This is a genomic window from Brotonthovivens ammoniilytica (genome assembly GCF_025566885.1).
GTDB lineage: Bacteria > Bacillota > Clostridia > Lachnospirales > Lachnospiraceae > Brotonthovivens > Brotonthovivens ammoniilytica.
On record NZ_JAOQJQ010000006.1, the window covers coordinates 88,582 to 101,068 of the forward strand.

Annotated in this window: 9 protein-coding genes; 2 read left to right on the plus strand and 7 right to left on the minus strand. The window is 42.3% G+C overall.

The genetic code is table 11. The annotated features are described in order from the left end of the window. Window positions 1-269 precede the first annotated feature (269 nt). Together OCV88_RS13410 and OCV88_RS13415 are read left to right on the plus strand one after the other, a co-directional pair. Window positions 270-530, plus strand: a complete 261-nt coding sequence (locus OCV88_RS13410) for a DUF6870 family protein (RefSeq protein WP_262591326.1) — start codon at window positions 270-272, stop codon at window positions 528-530. Window positions 531-587: 57 nt separating this feature from the next. Beyond that, the gene (locus OCV88_RS13415) at window positions 588-2,339 is read left to right on the plus strand and encodes a recombinase family protein (protein ID WP_158425950.1); all 1,752 of its coding nucleotides are present in this window, start codon (window positions 588-590) and stop codon (window positions 2,337-2,339) included. A gap of 198 nt (window positions 2,340-2,537) precedes the next feature. Here the strand turns inward: OCV88_RS13415 and OCV88_RS13420 are convergent, their stop codons facing one another. The 7 genes from OCV88_RS13420 to OCV88_RS13450 all read right to left on the minus strand — a co-directional run bounded on the left by OCV88_RS13420 (window position 2,538) and on the right by OCV88_RS13450 (window position 12,411). Next, window positions 2,538-2,939, minus strand: a complete 402-nt coding sequence (locus tag OCV88_RS13420) for a collagen-like protein (RefSeq protein ID WP_262591327.1) — start codon at window positions 2,937-2,939, stop codon at window positions 2,538-2,540. 67 nt (window positions 2,940-3,006) lie between these two features. After that, window positions 3,007-4,122 (minus strand): tetratricopeptide repeat-containing glycosyltransferase family 2 protein, encoded by a 1,116-nt coding sequence (locus OCV88_RS13425; protein ID WP_158425951.1) that lies wholly within the window; start codon window positions 4,120-4,122, stop codon window positions 3,007-3,009. Between the two features lie 97 nt (window positions 4,123-4,219). Next, entirely contained in the window at window positions 4,220-5,791 is a 1,572-nt protein-coding gene (gene hcp / locus OCV88_RS13430; protein WP_262591354.1) for a hydroxylamine reductase, read from the minus strand. 323 nt (window positions 5,792-6,114) lie between these two features. Then, window positions 6,115-8,205: an alpha/beta hydrolase family protein gene (locus OCV88_RS13435; RefSeq protein WP_158425952.1), complete on the minus strand. Its 2,091-nt coding sequence runs from the start codon at window positions 8,203-8,205 to the stop codon at window positions 6,115-6,117. A 55-nt stretch (window positions 8,206-8,260) separates the two neighbouring features. Next, window positions 8,261-10,024, minus strand: coding sequence for a dihydroxyacetone kinase subunit DhaK (gene dhaK, locus OCV88_RS13440; protein WP_158425953.1), 1,764 nt, complete (start codon window positions 10,022-10,024; stop codon window positions 8,261-8,263). Window positions 10,025-10,028: 4 nt separating this feature from the next. Continuing rightward, window positions 10,029-11,159 carry a glycerol dehydrogenase gene (locus tag OCV88_RS13445; RefSeq protein WP_158425954.1) on the minus strand — a complete coding sequence of 377 codons (1,131 nt, stop codon included), beginning with the start codon at window positions 11,157-11,159 and terminating at the stop codon, window positions 10,029-10,031. A gap of 166 nt (window positions 11,160-11,325) precedes the next feature. Then, window positions 11,326-12,411 carry a PocR ligand-binding domain-containing protein gene (locus tag OCV88_RS13450; RefSeq protein WP_158425955.1) on the minus strand — a complete coding sequence of 362 codons (1,086 nt, stop codon included), beginning with the start codon at window positions 12,409-12,411 and terminating at the stop codon, window positions 11,326-11,328. Window positions 12,412-12,487 lie beyond the last annotated feature (76 nt).

The window sequence follows — 12,487 nt, forward strand, 5'->3', positions numbered from 1 at the left end:
AATTGATACCCTGTCTGCAAAAGTTTGATGGTTCATATTATATCCCACGTCTATAAAATAAAAAAGCATTTTTAAATCTATTTTTCTCGTGAGATATTTCCCTATTAGTTTTATCTTTAACAGAACGCCAGCCGTTCCCCCTATACTATCTTTATTTTCTCCTCTGCCCGCAGCATAATGGACAATCGTGCTGGCATAAGCTGTAGCGTACAGATACAAATACTCTTTAAAAATGACACTTTTTATAAATGAAAAGGGGAGGTCCGCTGATGATCAACAGCAAACAACTATCACAAATGAGCCGGCAAGACATAAAAGAAATAAAAAAAGAAACTTTAATAGATATATCTACTATAAAAACAGATAGCACTCTGACACAGGAACAGAAAATAATTGCTTTTCTGGAACAATTAAAAAATCCTTATTGTTTTTTATGTGGTAATACCCCGGTTCGTGTCTGTTATTCCGATCAGGCCCCAGCTCTTGAGGAAATACTTACAAAATTTTTTATACAATTAAAACAAAGCTGACGCTTTCTCATAAATACGGTGCCGTACAAATATAGTTATACGGGATAGGAGGTCAGCATGGCACGTATACGAAAACAATCATTTTCAGCTGCACCAAAGAAAATAATCTGGTATATCGCTATCTATATCCGCATTTCCCGTGATGATGGAAGTGACGAAAGCCTCAGTGTTTCCAACCAAAGAAAAATTCTGCTGGAGTTCCTTAAAAAGTCTTTTCAAGACGAACATGTGGTCACGGACATTTACATTGATGATGGACAAAGCGGTACAGATTATGAGCGTCCCGGCTTTCAAAGAATGATACATGATGTGGAAACAGGAAAAGTAAACTGCATTATCTGTAAAAATCTATCCCGTGCCTTCCGTAACTATTCCGACCAGGGCTATTTTCTGGAAAGTTTTTTCCCTCGTTTTAATACCCGCTTTATTACGCTGAGCGATCCTAAAATTGATACTTTTATCAACCCGGAAACAGTAAATGGAATGGAAGTACCTATTAATGGTTTAATGAATGACCGCTTTGCATACAAAACATCCAGTGATATCCGGAGAACCTTTGACACCAAACGGCGCAACGGTGAATTTATAGGAGCATTTGCCCCCTACGGCTATGCAAAAGACACAGAAAATAAAAATCATCTGATCATCGACCCAGAAGCTGCACAAGTTGTAAAAGACATTTTCCATTGGTATGTTTACGGAGACGGAAGCACGGAAGTTATAACTGACAGAGATGGAACAAAATATAAGCGATTGACAGACAGTATGAGTAAAGAGAGCATCGCCCGAAAACTCAATAACCTTGGTATTCCAAACCCCGCTGCATATAAACGGAGCAAGGGTATGAAGTACCATAATTCCCAGGCTGACAAAAATGATGGTCTGTGGCAGTCATCAAGTATTACAACCATTCTTTCTAATGAAATGTATATTGGAACTATGGTTCAGGGCAAACAAAAAGTTATCAGCTATAAAGTACATGACAAAATAACAATTCCTGAAGATAAATGGTATCGTGTACCTAATACCCATAAGCCTATTATTAGCAGTGAATTGTTCCATAGAGTACAGGAGTTACAGGCAAAAGACACAAGGCGTGCTCCCGGCAAAAAGCAGAATTATCTGTTTTCTGGTTTTCTCAGATGCGCAGACTGTAAAAAAGCTATGACAAGAAAGCCGTCAAAAAACCTGATCTATTATAATTGTTCTACCTACAAACGAAAATCAAAAACAAAATGCTCCATCCATTCTATCCGTCTGGATGTATTAGAACCGGCAGTCTTAACTGCTATTCAAAGGCAGATTGAATTGGCTGTGCACCTGCCGGAAATTATTGACAAGATTAAAAAGGCTCCGGCTGCCGGAAATAAATCTGCACAGCTGGAGGCCTTATTAAAGCTACGTACTCAGGAGCTTAAAAAGACAGAAAACATTATAACTGATTTATACCTGGACTGGAAAAACGGAGATATCACTCACAATCAATACAGAAAAATGAAAGTAAAGTTTGAAACTCAGTCCAGACAGCTCAAAGTGATGATTAAGCATCTAAAAGAGAACATTAAGGTTATAGATGAAGATATCACTTGCGGCAATCCATATCTTAACGCATTCCTCAAGTACAAAAATGTACAGACTTTGACACAGGGTATTCTCCTGGAACTGGTAAAAGATATTTTCATTCATGAAGGCGGTGGGATTACCATTGTATTCAAATTTGAAGATCCGTTCAAACGGATTATAGATTTTATTGAAAACAATAAATACGTTCTAGCCGCTGCAGAGAACAAAGCAGACAGAGGAACTTAACCTGTCGTTTTATTCTCTATATCAGATGTGGGATGACTTCCGCCTCTGCAGGCGGTGAGTAACAAATTAGTATCAGTTCGGGTGCCAATCCCCCATCTGACATACGCTCCGAGCGGAGGTGCCGCGCTTAGAAAGAGAATGTTGTCAGCAAAGCTGACTCGAATCGCTCACCAAGTCTCGCAAAAGCGAGACTTGAATTTAAGCCAGTGATTGGGCATAAATAACCGGAGCAGTAGCCCCAGCCGCACCCGGCGCTCCGGTTGGACCCGTCGGCCCTGTGGCTCCTGCTGGGCCTGTTGCTCCCGTGGGACCCATTGCCCCGTTCTGGCCGTCTCTGCCGGCCGGACCTGTTATCCCCGCCAGGCCGTTAAAACCTCTAGGACCTACCGGCCCCTGACAGCCCCGGGGACCAGTAGGACCCTGGCAGCCTCTTGGTCCCATAGGACCTGTCGGTCCCCGCTGACAGCAGCAATTTGTCTGGCATCGGCCGCTGGCGGAACCTGCAGTAGTGCATCTGCCGTCAGAGCAGTCAGCCTGTGTGAGCTGTTCTGATTCATCGGCATTCCTGCTGTTTCTTTTATTTCTAAAATCATTAAACAATAGTATTTCCCCTTTCAAATGCTTTTGGCAAAAAATAATGCCTGATATACCATATGAAACGGGCCGCTTACTTGTGCATTTTTATACCGCTTATTCCCTTAAGCTTACCTGACATTTTCAATTTATCAAAATAGCTTATATTAAGCTGTACCTCCCTTGCATCCGGTTTTATCTTCATAGATTTTTCATGATATTTAAAGGCCTCTTCATATCTTCCAAGCCGGTCATAGCAGACACACAGCTGGATATTTGGTATATAATCATAGCAGTCCTGCTGCATGAACGCTCCATTATCAGGATTACGTCTGGCATTTAATGCCTGCCGGTACCAATACACAGCCTGGTTATATTTCTTCTGCTCTATAAAAATACGTCCTATCTCACAGCATATCTCTGCTCTTGGCTCGTCAAAGATAAAACTGTAAAAAAGTACTTCCAGCCTCTTTGGCTTTTTCAGAAATTTCTCATAACAATAGGAGAGCTGGAGGCAGGCATCTATCTTATTTTCCATCCAGCCGCCTTCTGACTGAAGAAATTCCTGAAATATTTCTGCTGCTCTCTCGTATTTTTGATGGTAATAAAGCTCCCTTCCATAATAAAACAGATGACGCGGTTCCAGAGCTTCTCCATTCTGAATCATAGCTTCATAGATATTCAAATTTCTGTCAGGATCCCCCGCAGCTATTTTTCTATGTTCAATTTCAATGGGAATATACTGAATTTTTCCGGCAGGTTCCACTGCTTCATGAACCTTCCCTTTCCAAAAAAATCCTCTGTTATTTTTAATCAGCCGTTCTCGGTAATAAGAAAATGAAACATTTCCATATTCGTCAAATCCCGTGAGGTATTTCATCATAACTACATCCGTTTCCGGCTCCAGTGTCTGTTTCAGCTGAATCAGCCTCTGTCTGTTTGATTCTGTAATCACATCATCTGCATCCAGCCACATCCAGTAATCCATACGTGCTTTCTCACAAGCAAAGTTTCTAGCTGCCGAGAAATCTCCAATCCAGGGAAAATCAAAAATCCTCGCATGAAAACCCTCTGCAATTTCTTTTGTTCTATCTTCAGATCCTGTGTCAACAATTATGATTTCATCTGCAATTTCCTGCATTTGTCCCAGTATTCTGCTCAAAACTTTCTCCTCATCTCTGACAATCATACACAGACTAATCGTAATCATATATTCCTTCTCCAAAAGAAACATTTTTTACTAATATATGTGCATTCTGATCTGCAGGTTCGGACAAAAGAAAGCAATATATGTCAATAACGTATTCTTATTCTCCCAGCAAAACCTCCAGATCCTTTTCAGGTGTTGTAATCGGTGCAATGTTATAATTTTCTACCAGATATTTTAGAACATTGGGCGATACAAATGCCGGAAGCGTCGGGCCCAGCCGTATATTCTTAATTCCCAGATGAAGCAAAGTCAGAAGAATGCAGACTGCTTTCTGCTCATACCAGGACAATACCATGGAAAGCGGAAGCTCATTCACTCCGCAGTTAAATGCTTCAGCTAGAGCCACTGCGACCCTGATGGCACTGTATGCGTCATTGCACTGCCCCATATCCATCAGCCGCGGCAGGCCGCCAATTGTGCCAAGATCAAGATCGTTGAATCGGTATTTGCCGCAGGCAAGTGTCAAAATTACAGTATCTGCCGGTGTCTGTTTTACAAATTCCGTATAATAATTACGTCCCGGGCGGGCTCCGTCACATCCGCCTACCAGGAAAAAGTGCCTGATAGCTCCGTTTTTTACGGCATCAATCACCTGGTCTGCAACACTTAATACCGTACCATGTCCGAATCCGGTTGTTACACTTTTCCCGCCATTGATTCCGGTAAACTCCATATCCTTCTCATAACCGCCAAGAGCCAGCGCCATTTCAATCACCGGTGTAAAATCTTTCTCTTCTCCTATGTGGACCATCTCCGGATAAGATACCACTTCTGTTGTAAATACCCGGTCAGCATAACTTTCCCTAACGGGCATCAAACAATTTGTCGTAAATAAAACAGGTGCCGGAATATTCGCAAATTCCTTCTGCTGATTCTGCCATGCGGTACCAAAGTTTCCTTTCAGATGAGAATATTTTTTCAGTTCCGGATATGCATGAGCCGGAAGCATCTCTCCATGAGTATAAATATTAATACCTTTTCCTTCTGTCTGTTCCAAAAGCTTCTTTAAGTCCAGCAGATCATGACCGGTAATTACTATAAATGGGCCTTTTTCAACTGTCAGAGGGACGGTAACAGGAACCGGCGTTCCGAAACTTTCTGTATTAGCCCGGTCGAGAAGCTCCATACAAGTCAGGTTATGCTGGCCTACTTCTAGTACTATAGGCAGCAGCTGTTCCATACCCCACTCTTTCTCAAGAGCTCTTAAAGCTTTATAGAAGAATCCGTTTACCGTCTTATCTCTATACCCAAGCACCATGGCATGGTACGCATAGGCTGACATTCCCCTTATCCCAAATAAAATCAGGGATTTTAAAGAACGGATATCCTCCCCGGCATCCCAGATCCTGTTCATATCATAATCCTTTGTCTGTCCGCAGCCGCTGATCTGCGCTCCGGCCGCTCTGACGCGTCCGGCTAATTCGCTGATAGTCGCATCATTGAAATTAACATTTGTTACAGCAGTAAATAATCCTTCCAGTACAAGGCGGTCCAGCGCCTCTGTTCTCTGCTCATCTGCTGCTGTACAGGCCAGGGAAATTAAAGCTCCTGTAAGTTCATCCTGTAATTTTGCGGTTCCCGCCGTCTTTCCGCATACTCCGGCCCCTTTGGTACAGCCTGTACATCCGGCTGTCTGTTCACACTGAAAACAAAACATGTTATGTTCCATCATATGTCCTCCTTATCCTTTTCCAATATTTAACTGTTAGATTATAAATTCAGTATAATATTGTTTTTCTCAAATTTATGTTGTTATAACAACGTTTTTGTCAAAAATAGGACATAGCACAGACTTATACAAAATTAAGAAATTCAGATCAGAATTGATAATTCAAGTCTCGCGAGAGCGAGACTTAGTGCGCGATTCGGGTCAGCTTTGCTGACAATATTCTATTCCCAAGCGCTGCACATCTGATATAACTACAAAAAAGGCAGAGGATAAATACCTGCCAAAGCAATTTACCCTCTGCCCTTCACATTATACTGCTATATTTAACCCATATTCCAGAACATAGCTGTATTCGCTACCGAAATCATAGTAAACAAAAATGTATTCAAAAACGATGCAAGCCAGACATTATTGGTTTTATCAAATACCCTTCTTGCAAATACTGCCGCAATTCCAAGGCAGGGTACCAGAGCAAACAGTAATATTCCGTTTAAAGCCTGTGTCGGCTGCAAAGACACACCTCTGGCAAAATCAAGACCATACTGAAGGGCCAGCCAGATTACCAGACCTCCTATGTTCATAAGAACTGCTATCAGGTAACCATTTTTCCTTTTTCTGCAATTTGCATTAAGTGCTGTTGTATTAATCAGATAATAAATAAAGAAAAACGGAAGATAGCATAACGCTGTGACTAAAAATTCAGGTTTAAATGTTCTGACGGCCAGTACCCAGATTCTGAAATCAACTCCAAAAGCTGCCTGAACCACAAACAATACAATATAAACAATTACTACTGCTGCCAATGCGGTAACAAAACTTGCCGCAATTGTTTTTCCTTTCAGCCTCACTCCATAGTCTTTTGCCTTTGTACCCAGGTTTTTTCTGGAAATGCCGTAAAACATAAACAGAATTATCAACGCTATTAATCCACAGCTTACTGCCCAATATGCGATCTGATTTGTAGTTGGCTCACAAAAGCTTCCATTCAGCGGAATTACCTTATCTGCCAGCGTAAAATTTAAAACTGCCAGAAGAGAAACTACCGCCCCGGCAATCATTGCAGTTCCCCGGCCCTTTTCCTTCTTCATAAAATATAACACTGCCAGTATTAAATTCACAGCACAGATAACGCCTCCGCCCACTGCAAGAATTTTTAATCCAGATGCGCTTTTATCCATCAGAGTAGAGAAAAATACTGCCGGATATAAAATGCTGCATACAACCATAATCCAGAAACCGGATTTTCCAAATGCTGTCTGCGGAACTCTCACCACATCTATTTCTTCTGTCACGGAATTTCTTAAAAACGGCGCTTTCAACAGTAAAGTAACAATCGGTACAATCATCAGGAAAAACCCTATCAATGCGATTAGATTGAAAAACTCTTTCCAAAACCAGATTTGATTGCCGGAAGAAAGATCCGCGTTTGTCATATCAGCAGTTACAGCATCTGCAAAAGCAGTTTGATAAAAATCAATCAGATTCCCTGTTGTAGTCTTTGAAAAATGATTCCACGGATGCGTCTGATTTGGCGTATAAATAATATGCTGTCCTGTCTGGGATTCGCGAACCACATTCCCGTCATAAACAAGCTCCCCGGATTCTACCGTATAGAACTTTTCAGATTCTGCAGACTCTGTTTGATCTCCCACACCCAGAAACATTTTTCCCGACGCTGTGGCTGCAAAATCTTTGTAGGTAACAGTTCCATTTACAGCCTTTTCTTCTTCTGTCTTTTCATCATCGGATTTGCCGAAGAAAAATTCATCATAATGTCCGGCAATCATGCCTACGGTGCGGTCTCCAAATGCCGCAATATAATCCTGTTCTGATGCAATAGCAGATGCATAAGAATAATCCGCTCCCACAGAAATTCCCGTATAAATATTTCTTGTTCCACGCTGGAGAGATGCCATTTCATCCATATAGAGGGCAACCAGCGACGAAAAACCGCCCATAGAATGTCCGCTAACCGCCACATATGCATTTCCATTATCATCTTTAAGGGTATAATCCTGCTGCGCCGCATAATTTGCCGCGTCAAGCTGAGAATAAATCCAGAAAGTAGAAAACTGCTCTCCCACTTCAAAGTGATCTTCCCATCTAGAGTCACCATGATCATACATATCCAATGCAAGAACAATGTAGCCCCTGCGCGACATCTCAATGGCCGGTGCATCCTGCATTTCTTTGGAATTCAAATATCCATGGGTAGTCACAATAACCGGCCGTTTACTCTCCTCGCCGGCTCCCTTTGGCATATAAAGGAGCGCCGAGAGCGTTCCTCTTTCCGTCTCAAATTCAATTTTTTTTACAGATACCGAGTACATGGATGTGTTGAACATACCGCCCAGCCAGCTGCCCAGCAATACCATCAGTACTGCAATGACTAAGATTTTTTTCGTTTTTTTCATATAGTCCTCCGCTTATTAAAAATACCTTGTGCTTCTTAAATATTTTTTACCATAATTAATCGTTTGTCAATGCTTCTGCAATTTCCGTAAATATAACCCCCAGCGCATATGCTCCTGCATCCGGATAACCAATGCTCCGCTCTCCCACAGTACCGGCACGGCCCATTCTTGCCACAATCTGTGCTGTCTCAGCGGCTCCCTCCTTTGCGGCATTTGCGGCATTCATAAATACTTTCGTTATTTCATCTGTATCTGATGAAGACGACCAGGTATCCGCACACGGAACTAAAGCATCAATCAGTGTTTTATCTCCTACAACAGCCCCTCTTCCAAAAGACCGCTCACCGGTTTTCTGGATTCCAGCAACTGCGGCCTGCATCATATCCGCAAATTCGGTAACAGAAAGCTCCGTTTTGTCTTTGACACAGCGGCCGGCAGCCCGGAATGCAGAACCCCAGATAGGGCCGCTGGCCCCTCCGCAGTACTCCATAATAATCAGAGAGCAGGCAGATAAAAAAGTTCCAATAGAATCCGAAGAATCTCTTATTAAATCCTTCCACTCCTTTTTCAGCTCACGAAATCCCTTTGCCACACTCATTCCAAAGTCTCCGTCACCGGCATGGGAATCCAGTTCGCAAAAGGGTATTTCTTTCTCAATAATAACCTGGGACATTTTATCCACTATAAAAATAATATTTTCCAGAGAGATTTTATGATTTCTTATTTTTCCATATTCCGGATCCGTTTCCAACTGATAGTTCACAGATTCCGCTTCTTTTTCTTTCTGGATTTCAAATCGGAAATTTACGTCCTTTTCTTCTCCTGTCATTTTAAATGCGGGAGTATCAGCAGGCGCCGTAAGATATTTTTTAAGCTCTTCATCCATTTTAAGAAGTGTAATAGAAGCGCCGGCCATATCAATACTGGTCATATAATTTCCCACAAAGATACGGCTCACCTTTATATCTCTTTCTGAAAGATATTTCATAGCCGAATCCGCTAAAAGATACAGTTCCTGTAACGGAGTGGCCCCAAATCCATTGACCAGCATGGCTGTCTCCCAGCCTGCATTCTCCCCGGTCTGTAATTCTTCAAGTAAAGGCTTTAGCATCCTGACAGCCAGCTGATCTGCCGTCAGGATCTTTTCTCTTTTTCTTCCGGGTTCTCCATGGATTCCAACGCCAAATTCCATTTCATCTTCCGCCAGTTCAAAAGTAGGAGTTCCTTTTGCAGGTACTGTACAGGGAGTATAGGCTGCACCAATACTCTTGATATTTCTGACTGCTTTCCCGGCAATGGCTTTCACCTGGGCAAGACTTTTTCCCTCTTCTGCAGCCGCCCCCGCTATCTTATGTACAAGAACGGTTCCGGCAACCCCGCGTCTGCCCACCGTATAAAGGCTGTCTTCTACTGCAATGTCATCATCGACTTTTATATAATCCACATCTATGCCGTCTTCTGCCGCCATCTGGGCAGCATTTTTAAAATTCATCATGTCTCCGCTGTAATTTTTAATAATCAGCAGGGTGCCTTTTTTTCCGGCTGTTTCTTTGATAGCCTTATAAATCTGAATCTGAGACGGCGAAGCAAAAATGTCTCCACAAACCGCCCCATCAAGCATACCTAAGCCCACCAGCCCCGCATGGGCAGGTTCATGGCCGCTGCCGCCCCCGCTGATCAGCGTTACTTTTTCTTTATCTGCCTCTGACCGGTTAAAAAATTTGTATTTTGGATGAAAGGCAAGCTCCGGATGGGCCTGCGCCATACCATAACACATTTCCATTACCATATTTTCCGGAAGATTCATAATTTTCTTCATTTTGTTATCTCCTGTCTTTAAAAGCTTTTCCAATCCGGTCCGCTGTAATTATAGCTGCAGCTACTGCATCAGGCGTTACTGGAAATGGCATAGCATAAACAGATTCTTCTGGTATACAGGCTTTTTTTGCAACCTGATTTAACTCTTCCGGGGTGATGGCATCCACTCCAATATCGTTAAGACACACCGGCAGACCAATTTCCAGACAAAAAGTCAAAACTGTTTCCAGCTCCTTTCTCGGTGCATTTTCCAGCACAAGCTGTACAATTGTTCCAAAGGCTACCTTTTCACCATGAAAATAACTGTGGGTTCCTTCCAGCACTGTAAGCCCATCATGGATTGCATGAGCCCCTGCCAGCCCGCCGCTTTCAAATCCCAGACCGGAAAGAAGGATATTTGCCTCAATAATATTTTCCAATGCCGGAGTAATACAATCAGCATCACAGGCCGCCTTTGCCTTTGCCCCGTCCGCAAGAAGGGTCTGATAGCACAGCTCTGCAAGAGCCAGTGCGGCATTGGTTCCTCTGGCCGGTTCACATAACTCTTCTCTTACACCACAGGGAAGCCCTGCATTTACTTTTGTACAGGAGGCCGCCGTCGCCCTTGCCTCAAAGTAAGTGGACAGGGCATCTCCCATTCCGGAAACCAGAAATCTTGCAGGCGCCTTTGCAATCACTGTGGTATCAATAAGTATCACGCTTGGACTTTGCTTAAAGTAGGCATAATCATCAAAAGATCCGTCCGGATGATATAGCACAGCAGAATGACTGGTAGGCGCATCTGTGGCAGCAATGGTGGGCACGATAATCAGACGTTCCCCCTTTGCTACACATTTGGCAGTATCAATGGCTTTTCCGCCTCCTAGTCCTACAATACAGGAACAATTATTTTCTTCCGCTGTTTTTTGAAGTCTGGCCACTTCCTGTCTTGAGCACTCTCCCAAAAATCCGCTTTCCTGAAAACGAACACCAAATTTTTTACAGGTTGCATCCAGTTTTTCTTTCACCCGGTTCACGTCATCCGGATGAGCAATTAAAAGCGCCGAATCCCCAAAAGTCTTTACAAAATATCCAAGATTTAAAATCTCATCTTCCCCCTGCACATATTTTGAAGGGCAGATAAATGCTTTCCTCATAAAAAAATACCTCCTCTTGTTTTCTGTTTTCAGAATAACAAAAAGAGGAGGTAAAATCATGAGAAAAACAAACCCAAAAATTACAATTTATTATGGTATTTTTCTGCTCAAACTTCACATCAATAATACTTTCGCACTATTTTAGTTAATTTTTTTACTATTTTTATTATTTTTTAGAAATTTTATAATTATCTGACGAATCCAGGAATCCGGTTATACTTGTTCTTTCTTTACAATATTTTCGATATAACCCCGGCGTAATATGCTCAGATTTTTTAAACATTTTTATAAAATATCCAGGTTCATTAAACCCCAGATCCTCACTGATCTGAGCAACCGGAAGATCCGTCTTTTCCAGCAGCTGTTTTGCCCAGCTGACTTTCAGTCCCGATACAAAAGACGTAAAGTTTTCTCCAACCTCTTTTGTAAAACTCCTGCCAAAATAGCTGGTACTTAGATGGCAGAGCTTTGCACATTCATCCAGTGAAACAGCCTTATTTTTGTTCAGAAAAATATAATCAAATGCCGGCTGCAGACTTCTGTTTTTTGAACTGTAAATCACCTGATCCGACGACAGGTATGTATCCGTAATGGCATTGGTCAAAGCCTCTTTGATGCTGTGTATTTGTGCGGTCTCTGATACAGCCTCCGTATTCTGGAAATATTGCGACTGTGCAGCCGGAAACACTCTTTTATACATATCCAGAATATAGTTCTTTCCTTTGGCTTCATCTACAATATAATTACTTAAAAGATGCAGCATCCCGGCCATGCGCTTCACATCCTCGTATGAATAAGCAGGAATCTGAAGATATAGATCCTGAAGTTCTTTCGACCTTTCCAGAAAGGCGATACTGGTAGGGGAATCTACAATCTGTTCTAGATCATCTGCCTTTTGCATATTGCTCAAACGGACCTGGCCTGCCATAACCGCCCCGATATATTTATCATCTATAGAAATTGGAATAGCAATATCAATAATATGATAATGACACAAATAGATATACGGTTCACCGGAACGCACCGCTTCTAGTCCGCCTCTGGAATCACATTTCTGGCAGCGTTTTGACAACTCCGGATTCTCCCGCACCCGCCGGCAGAACTCCTGGCAGCCGCTGTGTTCCGTAATGGGAACCCCTTTATAATTTACAGTAATAATAGCCAGCCCCAAAACATCAGACAACGCATCCTGCAGAGGCTGCCACTGTTCTAAGTTTAAAATACGATCAATCTGAAAAAATGAATGTTCCATATACACCGCCTCCCGCCGCTGGCTTTTATTGTATCATACAAAATCATAACGATTCAACTTTTGGATATTACAATCT

What these genes read in the sequence shown, in the direction of transcription:
- OCV88_RS13410 (WP_262591326.1), top strand. Translation starts at nt 270, where the DNA reads ATGATCAACAGCAAACAACTATCACAAATGAGCCGGCAAGACATAAAA.
- OCV88_RS13415 (WP_158425950.1), top strand. Translation starts at nt 588, where the DNA reads ATGGCACGTATACGAAAACAATCATTTTCAGCTGCACCAAAGAAAATA.
- OCV88_RS13425 (WP_158425951.1), bottom strand. Translation starts at nt 4,122, where the DNA reads ATGATTACGATTAGTCTGTGTATGATTGTCAGAGATGAGGAGAAAGTT.
- hcp (WP_262591354.1), bottom strand. Translation starts at nt 5,791, where the DNA reads ATGGAACATAACATGTTTTGTTTTCAGTGTGAACAGACAGCCGGATGT.
- OCV88_RS13435 (WP_158425952.1), bottom strand. Translation starts at nt 8,205, where the DNA reads ATGAAAAAAACGAAAAAAATCTTAGTCATTGCAGTACTGATGGTATTG.
- dhaK (WP_158425953.1), bottom strand. Translation starts at nt 10,024, where the DNA reads ATGAAGAAAATTATGAATCTTCCGGAAAATATGGTAATGGAAATGTGT.
- OCV88_RS13445 (WP_158425954.1), bottom strand. Translation starts at nt 11,159, where the DNA reads ATGAGGAAAGCATTTATCTGCCCTTCAAAATATGTGCAGGGGGAAGAT.
- OCV88_RS13450 (WP_158425955.1), bottom strand. Translation starts at nt 12,411, where the DNA reads ATGGAACATTCATTTTTTCAGATTGATCGTATTTTAAACTTAGAACAG.